24 protein-coding genes are annotated in these 23,657 nt (G+C 63.7%); 12 read left to right on the top strand and 12 right to left on the bottom strand.

The features are described from left to right. Positions 1 to 82 precede the first annotated feature (82 nt). Together olsB and ONG87_RS04700 are read left to right on the top strand one after the other, a co-directional pair. Positions 83 to 838, top strand: coding sequence for an L-ornithine N(alpha)-acyltransferase (gene olsB, locus ONG87_RS04705; RefSeq protein WP_185794009.1), 756 nt, complete (start codon positions 83 to 85; stop codon positions 836 to 838). Beyond that, positions 838 to 1,608, top strand: coding sequence for a lysophospholipid acyltransferase family protein (locus ONG87_RS04700; RefSeq protein ID WP_264382297.1), 771 nt, complete (start codon positions 838 to 840; stop codon positions 1,606 to 1,608). The genes olsB and ONG87_RS04700 overlap by 1 nt, the downstream gene beginning before the upstream one ends. Before the next feature lie 66 nt (positions 1,609 to 1,674). Here the strand turns inward: ONG87_RS04700 and ONG87_RS04695 are convergent, their stop codons facing one another. After that, positions 1,675 to 2,247 (bottom strand): ACP phosphodiesterase, encoded by a 573-nt coding sequence (locus tag ONG87_RS04695; protein ID WP_192053630.1) that lies wholly within the window; start codon positions 2,245 to 2,247, stop codon positions 1,675 to 1,677. A gap of 141 nt (positions 2,248 to 2,388) precedes the next feature. Here ONG87_RS04695 and ONG87_RS04690 point away from each other — a divergent pair, with 141 nt between their 5' ends. From ONG87_RS04690 to ONG87_RS04680, 3 genes are read left to right on the top strand one after another with little or no spacing between them, the layout of a single operon-like run. Further along, positions 2,389 to 2,691 (top strand): helix-turn-helix transcriptional regulator, encoded by a 303-nt coding sequence (locus tag ONG87_RS04690; RefSeq protein WP_043186925.1) that lies wholly within the window; start codon positions 2,389 to 2,391, stop codon positions 2,689 to 2,691. Between the two features lie 13 nt (positions 2,692 to 2,704). Next, a complete protein-coding gene (locus tag ONG87_RS04685) occupies positions 2,705 to 3,871 on the top strand; it encodes an MFS transporter (RefSeq protein WP_122479430.1) in 1,167 nt (388 codons plus the stop codon). 15 nt (positions 3,872 to 3,886) lie between these two features. Continuing rightward, positions 3,887 to 4,936, top strand: coding sequence for an alkene reductase (locus ONG87_RS04680; RefSeq protein WP_122479431.1), 1,050 nt, complete (start codon positions 3,887 to 3,889; stop codon positions 4,934 to 4,936). A 37-nt stretch (positions 4,937 to 4,973) separates the two neighbouring features. Here the strand turns inward: ONG87_RS04680 and ONG87_RS04675 are convergent, their stop codons facing one another. The 3 genes from ONG87_RS04675 to ONG87_RS04665 all read right to left on the bottom strand — a co-directional run bounded on the left by ONG87_RS04675 (position 4,974) and on the right by ONG87_RS04665 (position 7,932). After that, positions 4,974 to 5,813 (bottom strand): ATPase, encoded by an 840-nt coding sequence (locus tag ONG87_RS04675; protein ID WP_264382296.1) that lies wholly within the window; start codon positions 5,811 to 5,813, stop codon positions 4,974 to 4,976. Positions 5,814 to 5,903: 90 nt separating this feature from the next. After that, positions 5,904 to 6,902, bottom strand: coding sequence for an NAD(P)-dependent oxidoreductase (locus ONG87_RS04670; RefSeq protein ID WP_264382295.1), 999 nt, complete (start codon positions 6,900 to 6,902; stop codon positions 5,904 to 5,906). Positions 6,903 to 7,041: 139 nt separating this feature from the next. Then, on the bottom strand, positions 7,042 to 7,932 hold the full coding sequence (locus ONG87_RS04665; protein WP_122479434.1) for a LysR family transcriptional regulator ArgP: 891 nt from the start codon (positions 7,930 to 7,932) through the stop codon (positions 7,042 to 7,044). An 89-nt stretch (positions 7,933 to 8,021) separates the two neighbouring features. On the opposite strand from ONG87_RS04665, the gene ONG87_RS04660 reads away from it, so the two are divergent. From ONG87_RS04660 to ONG87_RS04630, 7 genes are all read left to right on the top strand, one after another. Further along, positions 8,022 to 8,621 carry a LysE/ArgO family amino acid transporter gene (locus tag ONG87_RS04660; RefSeq protein WP_122479435.1) on the top strand — a complete coding sequence of 200 codons (600 nt, stop codon included), beginning with the start codon at positions 8,022 to 8,024 and terminating at the stop codon, positions 8,619 to 8,621. Between the two features lie 186 nt (positions 8,622 to 8,807). After that, positions 8,808 to 9,404 (top strand): superoxide dismutase, encoded by a 597-nt coding sequence (locus ONG87_RS04655; RefSeq protein ID WP_122479436.1) that lies wholly within the window; start codon positions 8,808 to 8,810, stop codon positions 9,402 to 9,404. Positions 9,405 to 9,661: 257 nt separating this feature from the next. Next, on the top strand, positions 9,662 to 11,731 hold the full coding sequence (locus ONG87_RS04650; RefSeq protein WP_122479437.1) for a bifunctional diguanylate cyclase/phosphodiesterase: 2,070 nt from the start codon (positions 9,662 to 9,664) through the stop codon (positions 11,729 to 11,731). A gap of 129 nt (positions 11,732 to 11,860) precedes the next feature. Then, positions 11,861 to 13,213 carry an imelysin family protein gene (locus tag ONG87_RS04645; RefSeq protein ID WP_264382294.1) on the top strand — a complete coding sequence of 451 codons (1,353 nt, stop codon included), beginning with the start codon at positions 11,861 to 11,863 and terminating at the stop codon, positions 13,211 to 13,213. A gap of 98 nt (positions 13,214 to 13,311) precedes the next feature. Beyond that, positions 13,312 to 14,739, top strand: a complete 1,428-nt coding sequence (locus ONG87_RS04640) for a di-heme oxidoredictase family protein (RefSeq protein WP_264382293.1) — start codon at positions 13,312 to 13,314, stop codon at positions 14,737 to 14,739. A gap of 25 nt (positions 14,740 to 14,764) precedes the next feature. Further along, positions 14,765 to 15,829: an imelysin family protein gene (locus ONG87_RS04635; protein ID WP_264382292.1), complete on the top strand. Its 1,065-nt coding sequence runs from the start codon at positions 14,765 to 14,767 to the stop codon at positions 15,827 to 15,829. A gap of 2 nt (positions 15,830 to 15,831) precedes the next feature. Continuing rightward, positions 15,832 to 16,929: a DUF1513 domain-containing protein gene (locus ONG87_RS04630; protein WP_264382291.1), complete on the top strand. Its 1,098-nt coding sequence runs from the start codon at positions 15,832 to 15,834 to the stop codon at positions 16,927 to 16,929. 37 nt (positions 16,930 to 16,966) lie between these two features. On the opposite strand, the gene ONG87_RS04625 is transcribed toward ONG87_RS04630, so the two are convergent. The 8 genes from ONG87_RS04625 to ONG87_RS04590 all read right to left on the bottom strand — a co-directional run bounded on the left by ONG87_RS04625 (position 16,967) and on the right by ONG87_RS04590 (position 23,562). Next, complete coding sequence (locus tag ONG87_RS04625; protein ID WP_122479441.1) at positions 16,967 to 17,194, bottom strand: hypothetical protein; 228 nt, start codon at positions 17,192 to 17,194, stop codon at positions 16,967 to 16,969. Next, entirely contained in the window at positions 17,194 to 17,910 is a 717-nt protein-coding gene (locus tag ONG87_RS04620) for a lipopolysaccharide kinase InaA family protein (protein ID WP_264382290.1), read from the bottom strand. Before ONG87_RS04620 ends, ONG87_RS04625 begins: the two co-directional genes overlap by 1 nt. A gap of 5 nt (positions 17,911 to 17,915) precedes the next feature. Next, complete coding sequence (locus ONG87_RS04615; RefSeq protein WP_122479443.1) at positions 17,916 to 18,596, bottom strand: class I SAM-dependent methyltransferase; 681 nt, start codon at positions 18,594 to 18,596, stop codon at positions 17,916 to 17,918. A 144-nt stretch (positions 18,597 to 18,740) separates the two neighbouring features. Further along, positions 18,741 to 20,030, bottom strand: a complete 1,290-nt coding sequence (locus ONG87_RS04610; protein WP_192053618.1) for a HAMP domain-containing sensor histidine kinase — start codon at positions 20,028 to 20,030, stop codon at positions 18,741 to 18,743. Next, entirely contained in the window at positions 20,020 to 20,703 is a 684-nt protein-coding gene (colR, locus tag ONG87_RS04605) for a two-component system response regulator ColR (protein ID WP_122479445.1), read from the bottom strand. The genes ONG87_RS04610 and colR overlap by 11 nt, the downstream gene beginning before the upstream one ends. 133 nt (positions 20,704 to 20,836) lie before the next feature. Further along, positions 20,837 to 22,483: a chaperonin GroEL gene (groL, locus tag ONG87_RS04600; RefSeq protein WP_122479446.1), complete on the bottom strand. Its 1,647-nt coding sequence runs from the start codon at positions 22,481 to 22,483 to the stop codon at positions 20,837 to 20,839. A 45-nt stretch (positions 22,484 to 22,528) separates the two neighbouring features. Continuing rightward, positions 22,529 to 22,822 carry a co-chaperone GroES gene (locus ONG87_RS04595; protein WP_192057660.1) on the bottom strand — a complete coding sequence of 98 codons (294 nt, stop codon included), beginning with the start codon at positions 22,820 to 22,822 and terminating at the stop codon, positions 22,529 to 22,531. Between the two features lie 248 nt (positions 22,823 to 23,070). Continuing rightward, on the bottom strand, positions 23,071 to 23,562 hold the full coding sequence (locus ONG87_RS04590; protein ID WP_122479448.1) for an FxsA family protein: 492 nt from the start codon (positions 23,560 to 23,562) through the stop codon (positions 23,071 to 23,073). Positions 23,563 to 23,657: the final 95 nt, after the last annotated feature.

Here is a 23,657-nt window from a genome sequence, read left to right as displayed (position 1 = left end):
GATGACACCGGGCCTTCCTAGGCTGGCCATGCCTAGCAAAATCGACCTGCCGCACTCACCGGCCGGCTTTTGGAGACTTGCAATGACTCAGATCGCACGCTCTGGCGACACCCGTACCGAACGCCGTCTGCACGCCGAACGACTTGTCGGCCCGCAAGCTCTGCACGAGGCCCAGGCCCTGCGCTTCGCCGTGTTCAGCACCGAGCTCAACGCCAAACTCAAGAGCGCCGAGCAGGGTCTGGATATCGACGACTACGATGCCCATTGCCAGCACATCGGAGTGCGCGACCTGGCCACCGGGCGACTGGTAGCAACCACACGCCTGCTCGACCACCGCGCTGCCGACCGGCTGGGGCGCTTCTACAGCGAAGAAGAATTCAGCCTGCACGGCCTGCGCCACCTGCAAGGCTCGATCCTGGAAATCGGGCGCACCTGCGTGGCCCCCGCCTACCGCAACGGCGGCACCATCGCGGTGCTCTGGGGCGAGCTGGCGGAGGTGCTGAACGAAGGTGGCTACGACTACCTGATGGGCTGTGCCAGCATCCCGATGCAGGATGGCGGCATCCAGGCGCAGGCGATCATGCAGCGTCTGCGCGAGCGCTACCTGTGCACCGAGCACTTGCGCGCCGAGCCGAAGATGCCCCTGCCCAGCCTGGACATTCCAGGCAACGTCATTGCCGAACTGCCGCCGCTGCTCAAGGCCTACATGCGCCTGGGCGCGAAGATCTGTGGCGAGCCATGCTGGGACCCGGATTTCCAGGTTGCCGACGTGTTCATCCTGCTCAAGCGCGACGATCTATGCCCGCGCTACGCTCGCCACTTCAAGGCGGCTGTGTGATGCCGCGCTGGCGCGTGTACGCGCGCATCCTGCGCCTGCTCTGGGTGATCGGCCTGGGCCTGGCGCTGGCCGCGATGTTCAGCCTGCTGGAGCGGCTGCGCCTGCCCGACTGCATGGGCCGTCGCCAGCGCTGGTCGCGCTGGTTCATGGTGCGCCTGAGCAACGCGCTGCCGTTCGAGGTAACCGTGCAGGGCGAGTTGCCGCACAAGCCCATGCTGTGGGTCGGCAACCATGTTTCCTGGACCGACATCCCTCTGCTCGGCATGCTGGCGCCGCTTTCGTTCCTGTCCAAGGCCGAAGTGCGTACCTGGCCAGTGGCCGGCTGGCTGGCGCTCAAGGCCGGCACGTTGTTCATTCGTCGCGGCGCGGGCGACAGCCAGTTGATCCGGCGGCAGATGACCCAGCACTTGCGCAACGATCTGGACCTGATGATCTTCCCCGAGGGCACCACCACCGATGGTCACAGCCTGCGTACGTTCCATGGGCGGCTGATGTCCAGCGCCATAGACGCGGGGGTGCCGGTGCAGCCGATCGCGATCCGCTATCAGCGTGACGGCGAGCTGGATCCGATCGCGCCGTTTGTGGGCGATGATGATCTGCTGTCGCACTTGCTGCGCATCTTTGCTCAGCCCCGCGGGCAGGTGTTGATCCAGGTGCTGACACCGATCGCCAGCCTGGGCAAGGAACGCGCGGCGCTGGCCTATGAGGCTCAGGAGGCAGTGCGCTTCGCGTTGTTCGGGGAGGTTGAGGAGCTGCGGCAGGCGGCGTGAGTCTGGTGTTCCGAGTTGCGTCATTCGCGGGCAGAGGGCTCGCCGCCCGCGAATACGTCAGTACAGTCACCGCCTCTCCCGCGCGAACCCCTGCACCACCGGATAGAACGCGCGGAAATCTTCGGTCAGTGGCGCGTACAGGGCTCGTACTTCCTCGAACCCCCCAGCCAGCCCTTCGGGCTTGGACAACCGCCGTGAGATCCCCTGCAGCACCCGCTCGATGATCTGGAAATCCCGGTACGACCCCAACCAATCCTCGGCGATCATGTGCGGCGCCATGGCCGCCAGCCGCCCCGGCAGCTCGGCTTCGGCTGCCAGCACCCGATAGACATGGTCGGTGAACGCCGTCAGCGGCTGCCGGGAATAGTCCGCCCAGTGCAGCGCCAGGCAATGATCGAAAAACACATCGACGATGATCCCGGCATAGCGGCGCCGTTCGGCCGGGAAGCGGCCGATGGCGCGTAGCACCAGCGGGTGACTGTCGGTGAATGCATCGATCTGCCGATGCAGGCGAATGCCGGCCTCCATGGGTGCGCTGAAGCGCCCTGCCAGCGGGCCTTTGACGAAATCGCCATAGAGGCTGCCGAGCAGTTGCTCAGGTGCAGGACCGCCGAGATGAAGGTGTGCCAGGTAGTTCATGCCGCGCAGCTTAGCACCATTGCGACTGTATCGTTATAACCCGATATAGCCGAATGACCCGTCGTTAGCACACATTCATATTTGTATATCGCGAAATACAGATATATATTTCGCCTCGTCCCGATATAAGCCGAGTACGTCATGTCCCTCGATCTCGACGAAATAATAAAAGCCCTCTCCCACCCCGTGCGCAGGGAAATCCTGGCGTGGCTCAAGGATCCCCAGGGGCAGTTTCCCGATCAGCACCACAGCACCGAAAACGGTGTATGTGCCGGGCAGATCGACCAACGCTGCGGCCTCTCGCAGTCAACCGTCTCGGCGCATCTGGCCACCCTGCAACGGGCCGGCCTGATCAGCAGCAAGAAGGTTGGCCAGTGGCACTTCTTCAAACGCAACGAGGACGTCATCCAGGCGTTTCTCGCGCAAATGAGCGCACAGCTCTGACAAGGATTTTTTCATGCCTTTATCTCTGCTGATCCTGGCGCTGAGCTCCTTCGCGATCGGCACCACCGAGTTCGTCATCATGGGCCTGTTGCCCGATGTGGCGGGCGACCTCGGCGTCAGCATTCCCAGCGCCGGCTGGCTGGTCACCGGCTACGCCCTGGGCGTGGCCATCGGCGCGCCGTTCATGGCCCTGGCCACCGCGCGCCTGCCGCGCAAGGCCGCGCTGGTGGTGCTGATGGGCATCTTCATCGTCGGCAACCTGCTCTGCGCCATCGCCAGCGACTACAACGTGCTGATGTTCGCTCGGGTGGTTACTGCGTTGTCCCACGGTGCCTTTTTCGGCATCGGCTCGGTGGTGGCTGCAGGGCTGGTGGCACCCAACAAGCGTGCCTCGGCGGTGGCCTTGATGTTCACCGGCCTGACCCTGGCCAACGTGCTGGGCGTGCCATTGGGCACTGCGCTGGGCCAGGCGGCGGGCTGGCGCTCGACGTTCTGGGTGGTCACCCTGATCGGCGTGATCGCGCTGATCGGTCTGCTGCGTTTTCTGCCAGGCAATCGCGAAGAAGCCAAGCTGGACATGGTCGCCGAACTGTCGGCGCTCAAGGGCGCCGGCATCTGGCTGTCGCTGAGCATGACAGCGCTGTTCGCCGCGTCCATGTTCACCCTGTTCACCTACATCGCGCCGCTGCTGGGTGATGTCACCGGCATATCACCGCGCGGGGTCACCTACACCCTGCTGCTGATCGGCCTGGGCCTGACCGTGGGCAACATCATCGGCGGCAAGCTGGCCGATCGACGCCTGGGTGCCACCCTGATCGGGGTCTTCGCGGCCATGGCCGTGGTGTCCACCGCGCTGAGCTGGACCGCAGTGGCCGTCATCCCGACCGAAATCACGTTATTCCTCTGGGCCGCCGCGGCATTCGCCGCCGTGCCTGCGCTGCAGATCAACGTGGTGACCTTCGGCAAGTCGGCGCCCAACCTGGTGTCGACCCTGAACATCAGTGCCTTCAACGTCGGCAACGCCCTGGGCGCCTGGATCGGCGGCGCCGTCATCGCCGGCGGCCTGGGCCTGACCAGCGTGCCGCTGGCCGCCGCAGCGCTGGCCGTGCTTGCCCTGATCGTCACCCTGATCACTTTTCGCCAGACCCGGACGCCGGACCTGGCACCCGTCACTCACTGATAGAGGCTGTCCTACATGACCACACTTTTCGACCCGATCAAGCTCGGCGCACTGGAACTGCCGAACCGCATCATCATGGCACCGCTGACCCGTTGCCGCGCCGACGAGGGCCGCGTGCCCAACCAGATGATGGCCGACTACTACGTGCAACGCGCCAGCGCCGGGCTGATCCTCAGCGAAGCGACCTCGGTGACGCCCATGGGCGTCGGCTACCCGGACACCCCTGGCATCTGGTCCAACGACCAGGTTCGCGGCTGGGCCAACGTCACCCAGGCCGTGCACGCCGCCGGTGGCCGGATCATGCTGCAGCTGTGGCACGTGGGCCGGATCTCGCATTCGCAATACCTGAACGGCGAGCTGCCGGTGGCCCCCAGCGCAATCGCCGCCGACGGCCACGTCAGCCTGGTGCGTCCGATCACCGGTTTCGAAACCCCACGGGCACTGGAAACCGCTGAAATCGCCGACATCGTCGAGGCCTATCGAGTGGGCGCAGAGAACGCCAAGGCTGCGGGCTTCGATGGCGTGGAAATCCACGGCGCCAACGGTTACCTGCTCGACCAGTTCCTGCAGAGCAGCACCAACCAGCGCACCGACGCCTATGGCGGCTCCCTGGAAAACCGTGCACGGCTGCTGCTGGAAGTGACCGATGCGGCCATCGACGTCTGGGGCGCCGACCGTGTCGGCATGCACCTCTCGCCACGTGCCGACCTGCACGACATGGGCGACGGCAACCGTGCCGAAACCTTCACCTATGTTGCCCGCGAACTGGGCAAGCGCGGCATCGCGTTCATCTGTGCCCGCGAGAAGGAAGGCGAGGACAGCCTGGCCGCGCAACTGCGTGATGCGTTTGGCGGTCCGTACATCGTCAACGAGCGTTTCGACAAGGCGTCGGCCAACGCCGCCCTGGCCAATGGCATTGCCGACGCCGTGGCCTTCGGCGTTCCGTACATCGCCAACCCCGACCTGCCGGAACGCCTGCAGGCCGACGCGCCATTGAACGAGCCACACCCCGAAACGTTCTACGCCAAGGGCGCCGCAGGCTACCTGGACTACCCGCGCATGTAAGCGGCAGGCCGGGCCGCCGCCAGGCGTGCCCGGCCGTTCAGCGTCGCAGCTGGCTGATCTGCTGCTGCAGGTTCTGCACCTGACTCTGCAGCGTGTTCAAGCTGCGCGTGGCCTGTCCGCGGAACGCATCGAACTCACTGATGCTGGGGCCACTGGTGGTGGCCGGTCGATTGTCCTGCTCGCTCTTGAGCACGATGAGATCCTGCTCCAGGCGTTCGAGCTGCGCGCCCGGATTGCTCTTCTTCAACGCGGCTAGCTCGCCGTCCACGCTGTCCAGACGTGCCTGCAACTTGCCGGTGTCCGGCTGTGCCTGCTTCAACGTCGCAAGCTCGGTCGCCAGCGCCTTCAACTGCGTCTGCAATTGCTCGTTGAGCGTCTGCTGCGCAGCCACCTGAGACGCGGCCTGTTCCAGACGGGTCTGCAAGGTGCTCTGCTGGCCGGCCACGCCACTCTGTTGCTGAGTCTGTTGCGCCAGCTGGTCCTGCAACTGCTTGATTTCGGCCCGCAGCGCTTCGCTACCCGATACGGCAGTGGACTGGGTGTTGGCTACTTTGCCGCTGATGTCCTGCAAGCGCCCCGCCGCTTCTTCGCTGATGCGCGCAAAACTTTCCTGAGTCGCTACCAGTTGCTGCTCCATCAGGTTGATCTGCTGGAAACTCCACCAGCCCAGGCCGCCCAGGGCGATGAACAACGCGCCGATCAGCGCCCACAGCGCACCCGTGCTGGGCGCCTTGACGCGCACCACCGGCGTGTTGCGCGAGTACAACGCGTCGCGATCGCGCCCGCCGCCCACTGGGGCAAACTCGTGATCGTCGCGGGTATCACCACGCAAACTGGGCAGATTGTCGTCGAAGTCGTCGGGAGCATCTTTGCGCATGTGAGAAACCTTTGTGTCACGGGGTAATGGCCAGGACCGCGAGTATACCCTTGCAACGGCGGGCACTGGCCGACCACCCGGGCGATTGGCTCAACCGCCGGGCGTGCCCTGGGCACGCCACCAGCCACAGAATTCATCCAGCGATGCCCACACGGACGTGCGTGGCTCGTAGCCCAGGTAATGCCGGGCGCGATTGATATCCAGGGTGAAATGCTCGTGCAAGGCCTGGACTTCAAAACGCGACAAGCGCGGTCGGGGTTGGCCGGGCCAGAGCAGGCACGCCGACTCGCACACCGCAGCACTGACGTGGGCCAGGCCGAAGTCGCGGTAGCGACGTACCTGGGGCAACTCCAGCTGACGCATCACGTAGTTGATCACGTCCCACAGCGGAATCGGCGCGCCATTGCTGATGTTGTAGACCTGGTTGAGCGCGGTATCGCCCGCCGTCAGAGCGCCCAGCAGTGCCTGGTTGAGGTTCTGCACGCTGGTGAAGTCGACCTTGTTCAAGCCGTCGCCGATGATCCGCAGGCGATTCTTGCGCTGCATCTCGATCAACCGCGCGAACTGCTGCCCGTCGCCCGCACCGGTCACCCGATGTGCTCGCAGCACAACGGTTTCCAGGCCGAACTCGGCAGCGCCGAGCACCTTGCGCTCGGCCAGCCATTTGCTGCGCGCGGCATGCCCGCGCAGACGTCCCGGTACCTGCTCTTCCTTGACTGCCAGGTGGCTGCGACCGTCGAAACAGACCGCTGCCGAAGACAGATACACCAGCCGCTGCACGTGCTCCTTGAGGCAGGCCTCGACGACGTTCTCGGTGACCTCGACATTGGCCTGCTGGAACAGCTGGGCGCGGCCCCAGGTACCTGCGGCACCGGCGCAATGGACCACGGCGTCGACGCCGATGCACAGGCGCTTGGCCAGGTCGGGGTCGAGCAGGTCGCCCTGCATGAACTGTGCGCCGCGTCGTACCAGATGCTCCACCCCTTCGGCCCGGCGACCGTTGATGCGCACTTCAAGCCCCTGCTCCAACGCCAGGCGCGTGAAGCGCCCGCCGATGAAGCCGCTTGCGCCGGTAACCAGAATCTTCATGAATTGCTCCGCTGTGCATCGTTCAATGTGTTACCGCCGCACGACCTCGGGAAGGTCCTGCAGCGTTCTTCGAGGTCACTCGCTGCCCGGCACCCTGGCTGCAGGCGACCGGGCCGCTAGCGGTAGACGCACGCAGGGCTCACAGCGGCACCAACCAGCTTGCGGCGCCCTCGCGCAGATGCCGGGTGAGGCGCTCGAGCAATTGCCCACCGTTGCGCCAGTGATGCCAGTACAACGGTACGTCCACCGGATGCCCGGCTACGATCTCGATCAGGCTGCCGTCAGCCAGTGCATCCTCGACCTGCAGCTCGGGGACCATGCCCCAGCCCATCCCGGCCTTGGCCAATCGGTTGAACCCTTCCGACGACGGGCACAGGTGATGGAGAAAACCTTCCGCCAGCCCCAGCGACGCCAGAAAACGATGTTGCAGATAATCGTCGGGGCCGAACACCAGCGCAGGCGTGCGGGGCAGATGGGCCGGTTCGAAGCCTGCGGGAAAATGCCGAGCCATGAACTCGGGGCTGGCCAGCGCGCGATAGCGCATGGCCCCCAGCAACAGGCTGCGCGCCCCGGCCAGGGGCCGCTCACTGGCACACAGGCAGGCGGCCACTTCACCGGCGCGCATACGCTTGAGCCCGACGTCCTGATCCTCCACCACGTGGTCCAGCAGCAATTGCTCGCGAATGCAGAAATCCGCGACCGCGCCGGCCCACCAAGTGCCCAGGCTGTCCGCGTTCAAGGCAATCCGCAGGCGCTCGGGCATGCCCTGCTCATCCAGCGCCGGCACCTGCCCCTGCAGGTCACGCTCGAGCAAGCGTACCTGCTGCACATGGTTGAGCAGGCGGCGGCCGATATCGGTGGGTGCCGGCGGCGTGACGCGAATCAGCACGGGCTGACCCACCCGCGCCTCGAGCAGCTTGATCCGCTGCGACACGGCCGACTGCGACAGGCCCAGCACCTGCGCGGCGCGCTCGAAGCCCGTTTGCTCCACCACAGCGGCCAGCGCGGCGAGCAGCTTGTAATCGAACATCAGATTTCCTAATGAGTGATCAGCACTATTGCTTTTTCTTATACCGCGCCGCGCTTCACAATGGCCAGCATCAAATGGGAGATACAGCGATGTGGCAGAGTTACTTGAACGGTTTGCTGGTCGCGTTCGGCCTGATCATGGCGATCGGCACGCAGAACGCTTTCGTTCTGGCGCAGAGCCTGCGCCGTGAGCATCACCTGCCCGTGGCGCTGCTGTGCGTGGTATGCGATGCGCTGCTGGTGGCTGCGGGTGTGTTCGGCCTGGCCACGGTACTGGCGCACAATCCGACCTTGCTGGCGGTGGCACGCTGGGGCGGTGCGTTGTTTCTGCTTTGGTACGGCGTCAAGGCCCTGCGCCGTGCCTGCTCGCGGCAAAGCCTGGAACAGGCCGGCACCGCCGGATTGCGCTCGCGCAGGGCGGTGCTGCTCAGCGCCCTGGCGGTGACCCTGCTCAACCCCCACGTGTATCTGGACACGGTCCTGCTGATCGGCTCGCTCGGCGCCCAGCAAAGCGTGCCTGCCGCCTATGTCGCCGGCGCCACCAGCGCATCGCTGCTGTGGTTCTTCGGCCTGGCCCTGGCTGCGGCGTGGCTGGCGCCCTGGCTGGCGCGGCCCAACACCTGGCGCCTGCTCGATCTGATGGTGGCGGTGATGATGTTCGCCGTAGCCGCGCAACTGGTATTCGCCTAAAACCGTCAGTCTGGCCACGCAAAGGCTCTGGAACCTCTATTCCACACAGTTGTTGCGTGGTTAAGCCACTATGCCGATGCTATGATCCGGCACTGCGTCGCAAAGAGTAAAAACTCGCCGACGTTTTCCAGGCCGCCCGTGATCGGCCTTGCGCAAACCGCAACAGACCTGATTAGGAGAATCACCATGGCTTTCGAATTGCCGCCGCTGCCCTACGCCCACGATGCCCTGCAGCCGCACATCTCCAAGGAAACCCTGGAGTATCACCACGACAAGCACCACAACACCTATGTCGTGAACCTGAACAACCTGGTGCCTGGCACCGAGTTCGAAGGCAAGACCCTCGAAGAGATCGTCAAGTCGTCTTCCGGTGGCATCTTCAACAACGCCGCCCAGGTCTGGAACCACACCTTCTACTGGAACTGCCTGGCGCCAAACGCCGGCGGCCAGCCTACCGGTGCCCTGGCCGAGGCCATCAACACCGCGTTCGGCTCGTTCGACACCTTCAAGGAAGAATTCACCAAGACGTCGGTCGGCACCTTCGGTTCCGGCTGGGGCTGGCTGGTGAAGAAAGCCGACGGTTCCCTGGCCCTGGCCAGCACCATTGGCGCCGGCAACCCGCTGACCAACGGCGATACCCCGCTGCTGACCTGCGACGTCTGGGAACACGCCTATTACATCGACTACCGCAACGTCCGTCCCAAGTATGTCGAGGCGTTCTGGAACCTGGTGAACTGGGACTTCGTTGCCCAGCAGTACGAAGGCCAGGCGTTCACCGCCTGACCTGCTGCACTGTTGAAAAGCCCGGCCTTCGTGCCGGGCTTTTTTGTGCCTGCCTGCATACGCCGGAGGCACGCTTCGTTTACCTTGTTGCTACATGGCCGCTCAAGAATACGTCCGGGTCGGCCGACACACTGGCGCGTCCTCCGGTATTCAAGACCATCGGTACGGCTCGCGCACATTTGTGGCTTTACGGCTTACGGTAAGTTGCCAATACTCATGGCATCTTGATGCCAAGCGTTCGAAACAAGGAATTGCCATTGAAGCTGGAAGTCAGGAACAGCTTGTCCGTCAAGTTGCTTCGCGTGGTACTGATGTCGGCACTGGTCGTGGGCATGGTGCTCAGTTGTGCGCAAATCGTCTTCGATGGCTACAAGACCCGCCAGGCCATCTCCGCCGATGCCGAGCGGATCCTCGCCATGTTCCGCGATCCGTCGACCCAGGCGGTCTATAGCCTGGACCGGGAAATGGGCATGCAGGTCATCGAAGGGTTGTTCCAGGACGATGCCGTGCGCCAGGCTTCCATCGGCCATCCCGACGAACCCATGCTCGCCGAACGTTCGCGTCCGCTGCAGAGCCTGACCAGCCGCTGGCTGACCGATCGCATCCTGGGCCAAGAGCGCAGCTTCAGTACACGCCTGATCGGCCGCGGGCCCTACAGCGAATACTACGGCGACCTGCACATCACCCTGGACACCGCCACCTATGGCGAGGATTTCATCGTCAGCTCGGTGATCATCTTCATCTCCGGCACCTTGCGCGCGCTCGCCCTGGGCCTGTTGCTGTACCTGATCTATCACTGGCTGCTGACCAAGCCGTTGTCGCGGATCATCAAACACTTGCTGCAGATCAACCCCGACCGCCCCGGCGAGTACCAATTGCCGTTGCCGCGCGGCCATGAACACAACGAGCTGGGCCTATGGGTGAATACCGCCAATCAACTCCTGGCCTCCATCGAGCGCAACACCCAACTGCGCCACGAAGCCGAAGACAGCATGCTGCACATGGCCCAGCATGACTTCCTGACCGGCCTGGCCAATCGCGTGCAATTGCAGCAGCAACTGGACAAGGTGCTGCTCGACGCCCATCGCCTGCAGCGGCGGGTGGCGGTGCTGTGCGTCGGCCTCGACGACTTCAAGGGCATCAACGAACAGTTTGGCTACCAGACCGGTGACCAGTTGCTGCGCGCGCTGGCCGATCGCCTGCGGGCCCACAGTGGTAGGTTCGGCACCCTGGCCCGCCTGGGCGGCGATCAGTTCGCACTGGTCCAGGCCGACATCGAACAACCTTACGAAGCGGCAGAACTGGCCCAGCGCATTCTCGACGACCTCGATGCCGCCTTCCCGCTCGACCCGCACTCCATTCGCCTGCGCGCAACCATCGGCATCACCTTGTTTCCCGAAGACGGCGACAGCACCGAAAACCTGCTGCAGAAAGCCGAGCAGACCATGACCCTGGCCAAGGTCCGCTCGCGCAACCGCTACCAGTTCTACATTGCCAGCGTCGACACCGAGATGCGCCGGCGCCGCGAGCTGGAAAAAGACCTGCGCGAGGCACTGGCACGCAATCAACTGCATCTGGTGTACCAGCCACAGATCAGCTACCGCGACCACCGGATCGTCGGCGTCGAGGCACTGCTGAGGTGGCAGCATCCCGAGCACGGCCTGGTGCCACCCGATCAGTTCATTCCGCTGGCCGAGCAGAACCGCAGCATCATTGCCATCGGCGAGTGGGTGCTGAACGAGGCCTGCAGCCAACTGCGCGAGTGGCACGACCAGGGTTTCAGCGGCTTGCGCATGGCGGTCAATCTGTCGACCGTGCAGCTGCATCACAACGAACTGCCGCGGGTGGTCAGCAACATCCTGCAAATGTACCGCCTGCCGCCGCGCAGCCTCGAACTGGAAGTCACCGAAACCGGCCTGATGGAAGACATCAGCACCGCAGCGCAGCACCTGCTGAGTCTGCGACGCTCGGGTGCGCTGATCGCCATCGACGACTTCGGCACGGGCTATTCTTCACTCAGCTACCTGAAGTCACTGCCACTGGACAAGATCAAGATCGACAAGAGTTTCGTCCAGGACGTGCTCAACGACGAGGACGACGCGACCATCGTCCGGGCGATCATCCAACTGGGCAAGAGCCTGAACATGCAGGTGATCGCCGAAGGCGTGGAAACGCTGGAGCAGGAAGCGTACATCGTCGCCCAGGGCTGTCATGAGGGCCAGGGCTACCTCTACAGCAAACCCCTGGCCGCTCGCGAACTGACCGCCCTGCTCAAGCAATCCGAGCGCAGCCGTACCAGCCTGGCGCGGACTCCGTCGCAAACCTAGCGGCAGACATGCCAGCCTGAAGGTTTTTTCACATTAACCCTTTACAGAAAATGCAAATCTTTCGCATTATGGCGCAGTTTTGCGCGCCACAGGCGCGCCCGCTCGCCACTCTTGACGCAGGATTTCGCCATGATTCGTACGCCCCTGGCCACCGCCAGTCTGCTGGCCATCGCCATCGCTCTTGCCGGCTGCGACAGCAAGGACAAGCAAACCACCACCGCTGCCCAGGCCCCAGCCCCGGCTGCATCCGCCCCGGCGGCCCCGGCTGCGGTGCCCACGGCCTCCGGGACTCTGGACGAGGCGGCCGCCAAGGCCGTGGTTGCCCATTACGCCGACATCGTGCACGCCACCTTCGAAGACGCGCTGAGCACTGCCCAGACGCTGCAGAAAGCCGTGGACGCCTTCCTGGCCGCACCCAGCGACGCCACCCTGAAGGCCGCACGCGACGCCTGGGTAGCCTCGCGCCCTGCCTACCTGCAGACCGAAACCTTTCGCTTCGGCAACACCCTGATCGACGATTGGGAAGGCCAGGTCAATGCCTGGCCGCTGGACGAAGGCCTGATCGACTACACCGACAAGAGCTACGAACACTCCCTGGGCAACCCGGGCGCGACTGCCAACATCATCGCCAACAAGGAAATCCAGGTCGGTGAAGACAAGGTCGACGTCAGCGAAATCACTCCCGAGAAGCTTGCCAGCCTGAACGAGCTGGGCGGTTCGGAGGCCAACGTCGCCACCGGCTACCACGCCATCGAATTCCTGCTCTGGGGTCAGGACCTCAACGGTACCGGCCCTGGCGCCGGCAACCGCCCTGCCTCCGACTACCTGGACGGCGCGGGCGCCACCGGCGGCCACAACGATCGCCGTCGCGCCTACCTCAAGGCCGTCACCGATCTGCTGGTCAGCGACCTCGAAGAGATGCTCGCCAACTGGAAGCCCAACGTGGCCGACAACTACCGCGCCACGCTGGTCGGCGAACCGGTCGACAGTGGCCTGCGCAAAATGCTTTTCGGCATGGGCAGCCTGTCGCTCGGCGAACTGGCCGGCGAACGCATGAAGGTCGCACTCGAAGCCAACTCGCCGGAAGACGAGCACGACTGCTTCAGCGACAACACGCACAATTCCGCCTTCTACAATGCCAAGGGCATCCGCAACGTGTACCTGGGCGAGTACACCCGTACCGACGGCACCAAGCTGACCGGCGCCAGCCTGTCCTCACTGGTGGCCAAGGCCGACCCGGCTGCCGATACCGCGCTCAAGGCCGATCTGGCCGACACCGAAGCGAAGATGCAGGCCATCGTCGACCGCGCCAACAAGGGCGAGCACTTCGACCAGTTGATCAGCGCCGACAACGCCGCCGGCCAGCAGGTGGTGCGCGATGCAATCGCCGCCCTGGTCAAGCAGACCGGCGCAATCGAACAGGCCGCCGGCAAACTGGGCATCACCGATCTGAACCCGGATACCGCCGATCACGAGTTCTGATTCAACCGGGGGCTGCACTGGAGAAGGCTACGCCGACGCCAGTTGCAGCCCCCATGCGTCGGCCGAACATCCGCTTCCTTCACCACAGCTTTCCATTCATGCGCCCATCCCTGCCCCGTGTCGTCTTCCTGCTCCTGGCCTGCGGCCTGGTCGGGTGTGACGACGCCCCGCGTTTCACCCAGGCAGAGCCGGGCGAAGCACAGAGCGCGGGGCAGGCCACCGTGCGCAAATTCGATGTCAACGCCTACTCCATGCCCTCGGCCAATCTTTCGCCGGTCCGACGCCTGGATTTCAGCGTGGGCAACAGCTTCTTCCGCAGCCCCTGGGTCATCGCGCCGTCTACCACCACCGCGCGTGACGGCCTGGGGCCGCTGTTCAATACCAATGCCTGCCAGAACTGCCACATCAAGGATGGCCGCGGCCATCCGCCCGAAGACAACGCGCTCAGCGCCGTCTCCATGCTGGTCCGCTTGTCGCTGCCCGACAGCCCGCATTACCTGCGCGAGATCGAACGCCTGGGCGTGGTGCCCGATCCGGTTTACGGCACACAGCTGCAGGACATGGCCATCCCTGGCCATGTGCCCGAAGGCAAGGTGAGGGTCACCTATCAAAGCGTGCCGGTGCGCTTCAAGGACGGCACTCTGGTCGAGCTGCGCCAGCCGCAGTTGCAGATCAGCCAATTGGGCTACGGCGCACTGCATCCCGACACACGCTTCTCGGCGCGGGTCGCACCACCGATGATCGGCCTGGGCCTGCTCGAAGCGATCAGCGAAGCGGATATCCTGGCCAATGCCCGCAACCAGGCCGATAGCGCCGGGCCGATCAAGGGTCGGCCCAACCAGGTATGGGACGACAGCCAAGGCCGCAGCGTGCCTGGCCGCTTCGGCTGGAAAGCCGGACAGCCCAATCTGAACCAGCAGAATGTCCATGCCTTTTCCGGCGACATGGGGCTGACCACCACGCTGCGACCCTTCGATGACTGTACGGCGGCGCAAACCGATTGTCGCCAGGCGGTCAACGGCAATGGCCCGGGCGGGGAACCCGAAGTCAGTGATAACATTCTGCGTCTGGTGTTGTTCTACACCCGCAACCTGGGTGTGCCTGCGCGCCGCGACGTCGACTCGCCGCAGGTCCTGGCCGGCAAGAATCTGTTCTATCAGGCCGGCTGCCAGGGTTGCCACGTGGCGCAATACACCACGGCCAGCGACGCGGCGGAGCCCGAGCTGCGCAGCCAGACGATTCGCCCCTACACCGACCTGCTGCTGCACGACATGGGCCCCGGCCTGGCCGACGGGCGCAGCGAGTTCAAAGCCGGCGCACAGGACTGGCGCACGCCGCCGCTGTGGGGCATCGGCCTGAGCGAAACGGTCAGCGGGCATAGCCAGTTTCTCCACGACGGTCGCGCGCGCAACCTGCTCGAAGCCGTGCTGTGGCACGGCGGTGAAGCCGAAGCGGCCAGGCAACAGGTATTGCAATTCGACGCCCAGCAGCGCGCTGCGCTGCTGGCGTTCTTGAACTCTCTCTAGATGAACACACGTTTCAGGAGCCTACATGTTCCGTCCCAAGCTGCTCTTCACCGGCCTTGCCGCCCTGGCACTGGGTGCCTGCTCGCCGCAAGACCGGCAAGCCGTTACCAGTGCGGCCATAGCCAAGCAGGTCATCCTGCCGACCTATAGCCGCTGGGTGGAGGCCGATCGGCAACTGGCTGCCAGCGCCCTGGCGTTCTGCCAAGGTACGCAGCCACTGGATGCCGCGCGTGCCGATTTCCTCAAGGCGCAAAGAGCCTGGGCCGAGCTGCAACCGTTGCTGATCGGGCCGCTGGCCGAGGGCAACAAAGCCTGGTCGGTGCAGTTCTGGCCGGACAAGAAGAACCTCGTCGGCCGTCAGGTCGAGCAACTGGCCAACGCCGAGCAACCCATCGACGCACAGGGTTTGGCCAAGGCCAGCGTGGTCGTGCAGGGGCTGTCGGCCTATGAGTACATCCTGTTCGACAGCAAGCCGGAAATTGCCGATGCCGCGCAGAAAGCACGCTACTGTCCACTGCTCAGCGCCATTGGCGAGAGGCAGAAAGCGCTGGCCGAAGAAATCCTCGCCAGTTGGAACAGTGCCGACGGCATGCTCGCGCAGATGACCAAGTTTCCCAACCAGCGCTACGCCGACTCCCACGAAGCCATCGCCGATGTACTGCGTGCGCAGGTCACCGCACTCGACACCCTGAAGAAAAAGCTCGGCGCGCCCATGGGCCGCCTCAGCAAGGGTATCGCCCAGCCCTACCAGGCCGAGGCCTGGCGCAGCGCGCAGTCGATGCACAGCGTGCGGGCGAGCCTGGCGGCCGCCCAGACCGTCTGGGTCGGTGTCGACGGCAAGGGCCTGCGCGGCCTGTTGCCCACCGAGCAGAAACCCCTGGCCGACAAGATCGACGCCGCCTACGCCACGTCCATGAAGCTGCTCGACGGCAATACCCGCAACCTCGGTGAACTGCTCGGCGACGATGCCGGCAAACAGTTCCTCAACACCCTCTACGACAGCCTCAACGTGGTCCACCGTCTGCACGAAGGCGAACTGGCCCGCGCCCTGAACATCCAGCTGGGCTTCAATGCCAACGACGGTGACTGACGATGATTGTACGCTCGGCGCAGAAGCTGACCCACGTACTGCTCAAGGCACTGACCCTGGGCAACTGGACGCTGGCCCGGCATCCGCAGCGCGAACCGCTGCTGTTGTCTGCGCGCGACGATGCCGATGGCGGGCACTACGCCGTGGGTTATCGGCTAGACGGCCGCGAGGTGTTCGCCACGCAGGTAGGCCAACGCTGCCATGACATCGTCACGCACCCGACGCTGCCCGTGGCGCTGTTCGTGGCTCGCCGTCCAGGCACCGAAAGCTACTTGATCGATCTGCGCGACGGCGTGTTGCTGCAGACCCTGGCATCTCAGGCAGACCGGCACTTCTATGGCCACGCAGTAGTGCACAAGGATGGCGAGTGGCTGTACGCCACCGAGAACGACACCACCGATCCAGGCCGTGGCGTTCTGGGGGTCTACCGCTTCGTCGACGGACGCCTGGTGCACAGTGGCGAACTGTCCACCCATGGCATCGGTCCTCATCAGGTATCGTGGATGCCGGACGGCGAAACCCTGGTGGTGGCCAATGGCGGTATTCGGACCGAGGCCGAAAGCCGGATCGAGATGAATCTGGATGCCATGCAGCCGAGCCTGGTGCTGATGCAGCGCGATGGCACCCTGCTGAGCAAGGAGTGCCTGGAACAGCCGATGAACAGCGTGCGGCACCTGGCAATCGGCAGCGACGCTACCGTCTTCGCCTGCCAGCAATTCATGGGGCCTGCCCATGAAAGCGCGCCGCTGTTGGCGGTCAAGCGTCCCGGCCAGCCCTTCGAAGCCTTTCCCGTTTCGCTGACGCAATTGCAATCAATGGGGCACTACACCGCCAGCGTTGCGGTGCACAGCGAGTTGCGCCTGGTGGCGCTGACGGCGCCAAGGGCCAACCGCTTCTTCATCTGGGACATGGACAGTGGTGCGGTCAGGCATGACGGCACCTTGCCCGACTGCGCAGGCGTGGGGGCTGTGGAGGACGGTTTCGTGGTGACGTCGGGGCAAGGCCGCTGCCGCCATTACGACTGCCGAGCGGCGCAGCTGGTGGGCATGCCGCTGCAATTGCCATCGGGGCTTTGGGACAACCACCTGTACCTTGCTTGAGCCAGTGCAACGTGAGCCAGCGAACTGGCTCGGGAATTCAACCCTGGGTGCGCACGCCTTGGCTCAGGCCCAGCATGAACAGGATGAAATCCTTGTCCGGGGTCACTGCGATGTGCGCCTTCTGCGACCGGGGCAATGGGCAATTGCCCTCACCGTGGGCCGCACTGACAATGGCCGAGCGGGGTTGTTCCCACGCCGCTGCCGCCGCAGTGGCCACCCCCAGGGCTGCCACCAGAAACAAACCTCGTGCCATTTCTAGTTTCATCACGCTAAACCTTTGATGGAGCTGCCGAATGCCGCTTCATAAAGGTAGATCAACTTCTGCCAGTCGGGTGCACTGAACGACGAATGGCGACGCAGCTGCTTCATGTCGTGGGAGGCAGCTTGCTGCGCGGTCATGCGCTGACGGCACTTCTCCAGGTCCAGCAGCGCTACCTCACCGCGTGCATTGCTGCCCTCGCCTGTCACGCGCACGAACACATGCTTGATATAGATGCAGCTGTGCTGCCAGCGGCCGCGGTGCATGCGCGCCAGATTGGTCGCCAGGCTCTGCAGAATCTGCTCGTGGACCGCTTCGCCGTGGCGTTCGCGGCCCCCGCCCTGCAGCCAGTGCTCATACTCCTCGAAACCGTCCAAGGAACGCGTCACCAGCAGTGCGCGCCACTGATTGTTCTCGTCGCGCTGCGTACCGCAGAAGATCATCTTCGGTACATTGACGTCGAGCTGGTAGAGCGCGGTCAACGCATCGCGTTCGCGCAGCACCGTCGGGCGACCGAACGGGTGCAGCCAGCTGCGGTAGATATGCCCGACCTGGCGCTTGACGTAGATCATCTGCCCGTCGGCAGCGAACACGCGTTGCACGCCGCTTTCACCGCCGCGCCTGACATTGGGCTCTTCCACCCAGGCACCCTGCTGACGCCAATAGTGATCGAAGTCGGCATCTCCGCTCGCCGTGCCTGCCGTCATGCCTTCAACCGCCATCCTGCTTACCCCTTACGTAGAACGTATACTCGCCACATGGCGTACATCGGCAAAAAGTCCAGGCGTTCCTGGATACGGAAGCCGGCCTGGATGAACTCCGCTTCAACGGTTGCCGCCGGCAACACGAAGCGGTTCTGATACCCATCCTGCTCGTTGTGCAGGCGTCGACGCTGCTCGGCCCGCTCACGCTTCCAGGCCTTGAAGTTGCCATCGACCCACAACGACAACACCACACTGTCACGCGTCACTCGATGAAACTGCTTGAGAATCGTCATGCGGTGCTCGGCCTCGCCGATGTGGTGCAGCAACCTCATGCAAAAAATGCTGTCCACCGAATTGTCCGGCAGGGCCACATCGAATGCCGAGGTCTGCAGCGGCTGCACCCGGCCAACGATGTGCGCCGGCTGTGAAGCGCAGGCGGTTTCCACCATGGCCGCAGAGTTGTCCGCACCAATGATCACCCGGTTCTGCTTCTCCGCCAGCAGCGGCCAGAAACGACCGGCACCGCACGGCAGATCCAGGACCAATCCAGGCTCGCCGACCAGGGCCAGGGCTTTGCGGGCCAGCTGTTCGTCACGTCGGTGCGACATGCGTCGAGCAAAACTGTTGCGGTGTTTGTCGAAATACTTCTGCGCGTGAGCGCGATCGTACTTATCGGAAAATTCCAGCTTCACGGGATCGGACATGGGCACGCCTCCAGGACAGTGGCGCACACCTTATTCATCCAACCGTCATGGCTAGGTCATGTCATTGTGAAAAATTTGTCAGAAGTTTCCGAGCTGATACAGGATATTTCCTACAATAATTGCACCTGGGGTGCGAGGCAAGCATCACCCCAGGGCTTGCTTGCCAAGGCCCAGCTCCACACTGAAGCGACAGCCATGAGGCTCGACGGCCTCCAGATGGACTTGCCAGCCCTGGTCCTCGCAGATCCGCTGGACCAACGACAGACCCAGGCCTAGACCTTCTCCACGCTTCTCCGGGCCGCGCACGAACGGCTGGAACATGGCCTCGCGCTGGGCCTCGGGGATCCCTACACCGCTGTCTTCCACATGGAAGCCGCTCGCCCCCAGCGTCAGACGAATGAAACCCTGATCGGTGTAGTGCAGGGCATTGCGCAGCAGGTTGCCCATCACGGCGTGAAGAAAAGCACCGTTGTAGGTCTGCGCCAAGGGCGCGCCAGCGACGAACTCAAGGGCCAGGCCTTTCTTTTCGATGGCTGGTCGCCATTGGGTCAGCAGCGCTTCGGCTACCTGACCCAGAGTGGCCGGCGTGGCTCTGCCGCTGTCGTCGCGCTGGGCCCGCGCCAGCATCAGGAAGGTCTGCACCAGGTCACGCATGTCTTCGCAGGCTCGGGCAATGCGCAGCACCTGCGCACGGGAACGCTCCGGCAGCGCCGGATTCTCCAGCAGCAGCTCGCAGGAGCTGGCGAGCACCATCAACGGCGTGCGCAGTTCATGGCTCACGTCGCTGGTAAACAGCCGTTCGCGGGTCAAGGCATCGCGCAGGCGGCCAAGGGTGGCATCGAAGGCCACGGCCAGCTCGCCGACTTCGTCGGCCGTATAGTCCGGTGCCAATGGCGGTGCCAGGCCAAGAATCTGATCACGATGGCGCACCTGGCGGGCCAGGCGCACCACGGGCGCCATGACCTTGCGTGCCAAGACCCAGCCAAGAAAGATCGCCAGGGCCAGACTGAGCACGAAGCCCACCAGCACCACGGCGAACAGCACTCTTTCGCGCTCTTCGAAATCGCTCTGATCCTGCAGCAAGGCGTAACGACGACCGTCGACTACCTCGATCATCGCGTGGTAGGAAAGGTCGCCGCGAAACACTTCGTGGAAGCCGCGTGGCAGATGCCTCACATCGGCAGTGAGCGCGAAGTCGCCCGGACCGTTATCGTAGTAGAACAACTGATCGGGTTCGGGGCGATGGCTCCAGTCGGCCGCGTTGTCCATCAGCAGCAGGCGCTGCAGGTCGCCGCCCAGGCCTGCGGATATCAACCGCTCCTCCACCAGGTGCACGGTAGCCACGATACCGACCGCGAACGCCCCTGCGACCAGCGCACTCATCAAGGCAAACGCGATGATGATGCGTTGCGCGAGGCTCTGCTTAAACTCCATCGCGGCCTTCGGCAAGACGGTAACCGACACCGTGCACGGTGTGCAGCAAGGGCTTCTCGAACGGCTTGTCGATCACCTGGCGCAGCTGATGGACGTGGCTGCGCAGGCTGTCGCTGTCGGGGCAGTCATCGCCCCACAGAGCTTCCTCGAGCACTTCGCGGCGCAGCACATGGGGGCTCTTCTGCATCAGCACGGCGAGCAGCTTGAGGCCAACCGGGTTGAGCTTGAGCAGGCGGCCCTCGCGGGTGACCTCGAGGGTGTCGAGGTCGTAGATCAGATCGCCCACCTGCAGCGAGCGACGACCGCCGCCCTGGGCCCGGCGCAGGACCGCTTCGATGCGTGCTGCCAGCTCCGACAGGGCAAACGGCTTGAGCAGGTAGTCGTCGGCGCCGGAACGAAAACCCTGCAGGCGATCGTCCAGCTGGTCGCGCGCGGTGAGCATGATCACCGGCGTATCGCGCCGGGCATCTTCGCGCAGGCGCTTGCACAGCGTATAGCCATCGATGCCCGGGAGCATGATGTCGAGCACGATGAGGTCGTAGTGCTCGGTCGCCGCCAGGTGCAATCCGGATAGGCCGTCCTGGGCGCAGTCGACGGTGTAGCCTTTCATACCCAGGTAATCGGCCAGGTTGGCCAGGATGTCGCGGTTGTCTTCAACCAGTAGGATTCGCATGGGCAGGTCTCCGAGTGCTGCTGTCGCCCCGGCGGGGCTCGCGCAGCTTATAGGCTGGGCAGGCATAAAAAAACCCCGGCCATCGCTGGCCGGGGTTTTTCTTACCTGAGGACAGGTAGAGCGCGGGGCTCGCTTACATCATGCCGCCCATGCCACCCATGCCGCCCATGTCTGGCATGCCGCCGCCAGCCGAGCCTTCGGCTTTCGGCTTGTCGGCAATGGCCGCTTCGGTCGTCAGGATCAGACCACCGATGGAAGCTGCAGCCTGCAAGGCCGAACGGGTCACCTTGGTAGGATCCAGAATGCCCATTTCGATCATGTCGCCGTAGACGCCAGTTGCAGCGTTGTAACCGTAGTTACCATTGCCGTTCTTGACTTCGTTGACGACAACGCTTGGCTCGTCGCCGGAGTTGGCAGCGATCTGGCGCAGCGGTGCTTCGACTGCGCGACGCAGTACAGCTATACCTACGTTCTGATCAGCGTTGTCGCCGGTCAGGTTGGTCAGCGCTTCCAGAGCACGGATCAGTGCAACGCCACCGCCAGGTACCACGCCTTCTTCGACGGCTGCGCGGGTTGCGTGCAGGGCGTCTTCAACGCGGGCTTTCTTCTCTTTCATTTCAACTTCGGAGCCAGCGCCAACCTTGATCACTGCAACGCCGCCAGACAGCTTGGCCAGGCGTTCCTGCAGTTTTTCACGGTCGTAGTCCGAGGAAGTTTCGGCAACCTGGGCACGGATCTGGTTGATACGGGACTGGATGTCGCCCTCAACGCCAGCACCGTCGACGATGATGGTGTTTTCCTTGGAAATGGTCACGCGCTTGGCGCTGCCCAGGTTTTCCAGCGTGGCACTTTCCAGGCTCAGGCCGATCTCTTCGGAGATAACGGTACCGCCGGTCAGTACGGCGATGTCCTGCAGCATGGACTTGCGACGATCGCCGAAGCCCGGCGCCTTGACGGCAGCGACTTTGACGATACCGCGCATGTTGTTCACGACCAGAGTCGCCAGGGCTTCGCCTTCGACGTCTTCGGAAACGATCAGCAGTGGGCGGCCGGCCTTGGCAACAGCTTCCAGCACCGGCAGCATTTCACGGATGTTGGAGATTTTCTTGTCGACCAGCAGGATCAGCGGGCTGTCCAGCTCGGCGACCATGGTCTCAGGCTTGTTGACGAAGTACGGGGACAGGTAGCCACGGTCGAACTGCATGCCTTCTACAACCGACAGCTCGTTTTCCAGGCCACTGCCTTCTTCAACGGTGATCACGCCTTCTTTACCGACCTTTTCCATGGCTTCGGCAATGATGTCGCCGATGGAGCTGTCGGAGTTGGCGGAGATGGTGCCGACCTGAGCGATGGCCTTGGTATCGGCGCATGGCTTGGACAGGTTTTTCAGCTCGGCAACAACGGCGATGGTCGCCTTGTCGATGCCGCGCTTGAGGTCCATCGGGTTCATGCCGGCAGCGACGGCCTTGTAGCCTTCGTTGACGATGGCCTGAGCCAGAACGGTAGCGGTCGTGGTGCCGTCGCCTGCGTCATCGTTGGCACGGGAGGCAACGTCTTTGACCAGCTGCGCGCCCATGTTTTCGAAACGGTCTTCGAGCTCGATTTCCTTGGCAACGGAAACGCCGTCCTTGGTGATGGTCGGAGCGCCGAAGCTCTTCTCGATGATCACGTTACGGCCTTTCGGGCCCAGGGTCGCTTTTACCGCGTCAGCCAGGACGTTGACACCAGTCAGCATTTTCTTGCGGGCGGAGTCGCCGAATTTAACTTCTTTAGCAGCCATGATCGATTTCCTTGAATACTGGGTAGTAACGGGAGTTCAGTGGTTTCAGACTTCGACGACGGCGAGGATCTCGCTCTCGCTCATCACCAGCAGGTCTTCACCGTCGACCTTGACGGTGTTGCTGCCCGAGTAAGGGCCGAATACCACCTTGTCACCCACTTTGACGGCCAGCGCACGAACTTCGCCGCTCTCCAGGATCTTGCCGGTGCCCACTGCGACGATTTCGCCACGGTTGGGTTTTTCAGCGGCCGAACCTGGCAGAACGATACCGCCAGCGGTTTTGGACTCTTCTTCGCTGCGACGGATAACGACGCGGTCATGCAGAGGACGAAGCTTCATTGTCGATCTCTCCTAATTATGGTTTTCATCGGCCGGTGTGTACCGGCGGTGTGGATCTTCCGGCGTAACCGGTCGCGTCTTGCGGCGCAAGACGCGGGAACATGTGTGGCGCAATCGCCACAAACCTTGCGGTGACCCATACATGAGGTCGGCGCGAGCGATTACAAGGGCCGGGCTGAAAAGATTTGCAGGCGAAGCTGCAAAAGAAACGGCGCCCGAGGGCGCCGTTGACAGGTTGCAGCAGGTGTTCAGCGGTCCGGACGCGACGTGTCGCGACCGACCACTTCGCCTTCGATCACCTCGCCTTCGATGACGTGGGCCCGGTAGGCCTGGGCCGGGCCACCCGGTGGCGGCATGTCGTCGGCGAACGCGCGCTGGCGCATGGCTTGCGCCTGGGCACGCTCGCGTACCTTGCGGATCAGGAAGTGTCGGGTGAATGGCAGCAGGCACAGCACGGCCAGCAGATCGCTGATGAAGCCGGGCACGATCAGCAGTACGCCGCCGACGGCGGTGACCAGACCATTGAACATCTGCTCGGCAGGCAGCTCGCCGCGCTGCAGGCTGGCTCGGGTACGCAGGACGGTGGCCAGCCCGGCGACGCGCATGACCAGCACACCCAATGCCGAACCGGCGATGATGAGCAGCAGCGCGGGAAAGAACCCGATCGCCGTGCTCACCTTGAAGAAGACGTACAGTTCCAGCACGGGGAACAACAGGAACAGCAATAGAAAAGCGCGCATCAAATGGTTTCCTCTACGGAAGAATGCCTTCCAGTAGACCCTAGATGACGTCAATAAATCGTTAATTCAAGGTAGCGACCCATCAGTCGCTTAGG

Source organism: Pseudomonas sp. MM227 (assembly GCF_947090715.1).
Taxonomy (GTDB): Bacteria; Pseudomonadota; Gammaproteobacteria; order Pseudomonadales; family Pseudomonadaceae; genus Aquipseudomonas; species Aquipseudomonas baltica.
This window is presented reverse-complemented; position numbering and strand designations above follow the sequence as displayed.

Bases quoted from the DNA above. Each gene is read 5' to 3' on its own strand.
- olsB (WP_185794009.1), top strand. From the start codon at position 83: ATGACTCAGATCGCACGCTCTGGCGACACCCGTACCGAACGCCGTCTG.
- ONG87_RS04700 (WP_264382297.1), top strand. From the start codon at position 838: ATGCCGCGCTGGCGCGTGTACGCGCGCATCCTGCGCCTGCTCTGGGTG.
- ONG87_RS04695 (WP_192053630.1), bottom strand. From the start codon at position 2,247: ATGAACTACCTGGCACACCTTCATCTCGGCGGTCCTGCACCTGAGCAA.
- ONG87_RS04690 (WP_043186925.1), top strand. From the start codon at position 2,389: ATGTCCCTCGATCTCGACGAAATAATAAAAGCCCTCTCCCACCCCGTG.
- ONG87_RS04685 (WP_122479430.1), top strand. From the start codon at position 2,705: ATGCCTTTATCTCTGCTGATCCTGGCGCTGAGCTCCTTCGCGATCGGC.
- ONG87_RS04680 (WP_122479431.1), top strand. From the start codon at position 3,887: ATGACCACACTTTTCGACCCGATCAAGCTCGGCGCACTGGAACTGCCG.
- ONG87_RS04675 (WP_264382296.1), bottom strand. From the start codon at position 5,813: ATGCGCAAAGATGCTCCCGACGACTTCGACGACAATCTGCCCAGTTTG.
- ONG87_RS04670 (WP_264382295.1), bottom strand. From the start codon at position 6,902: ATGAAGATTCTGGTTACCGGCGCAAGCGGCTTCATCGGCGGGCGCTTC.
- ONG87_RS04665 (WP_122479434.1), bottom strand. From the start codon at position 7,932: ATGTTCGATTACAAGCTGCTCGCCGCGCTGGCCGCTGTGGTGGAGCAA.
- ONG87_RS04660 (WP_122479435.1), top strand. From the start codon at position 8,022: ATGTGGCAGAGTTACTTGAACGGTTTGCTGGTCGCGTTCGGCCTGATC.
- ONG87_RS04655 (WP_122479436.1), top strand. From the start codon at position 8,808: ATGGCTTTCGAATTGCCGCCGCTGCCCTACGCCCACGATGCCCTGCAG.
- ONG87_RS04645 (WP_264382294.1), top strand. From the start codon at position 11,861: ATGATTCGTACGCCCCTGGCCACCGCCAGTCTGCTGGCCATCGCCATC.
- ONG87_RS04640 (WP_264382293.1), top strand. From the start codon at position 13,312: ATGCGCCCATCCCTGCCCCGTGTCGTCTTCCTGCTCCTGGCCTGCGGC.
- ONG87_RS04635 (WP_264382292.1), top strand. From the start codon at position 14,765: ATGTTCCGTCCCAAGCTGCTCTTCACCGGCCTTGCCGCCCTGGCACTG.
- ONG87_RS04630 (WP_264382291.1), top strand. From the start codon at position 15,832: ATGATTGTACGCTCGGCGCAGAAGCTGACCCACGTACTGCTCAAGGCA.
- ONG87_RS04625 (WP_122479441.1), bottom strand. From the start codon at position 17,194: ATGAAACTAGAAATGGCACGAGGTTTGTTTCTGGTGGCAGCCCTGGGG.
- ONG87_RS04620 (WP_264382290.1), bottom strand. From the start codon at position 17,910: ATGGCGGTTGAAGGCATGACGGCAGGCACGGCGAGCGGAGATGCCGAC.
- ONG87_RS04615 (WP_122479443.1), bottom strand. From the start codon at position 18,596: ATGTCCGATCCCGTGAAGCTGGAATTTTCCGATAAGTACGATCGCGCT.
- ONG87_RS04610 (WP_192053618.1), bottom strand. From the start codon at position 20,030: ATGGAGTTTAAGCAGAGCCTCGCGCAACGCATCATCATCGCGTTTGCC.
- colR (WP_122479445.1), bottom strand. From the start codon at position 20,703: ATGCGAATCCTACTGGTTGAAGACAACCGCGACATCCTGGCCAACCTG.
- groL (WP_122479446.1), bottom strand. From the start codon at position 22,483: ATGGCTGCTAAAGAAGTTAAATTCGGCGACTCCGCCCGCAAGAAAATG.
- ONG87_RS04595 (WP_192057660.1), bottom strand. From the start codon at position 22,822: ATGAAGCTTCGTCCTCTGCATGACCGCGTCGTTATCCGTCGCAGCGAA.
- ONG87_RS04590 (WP_122479448.1), bottom strand. From the start codon at position 23,562: ATGCGCGCTTTTCTATTGCTGTTCCTGTTGTTCCCCGTGCTGGAACTG.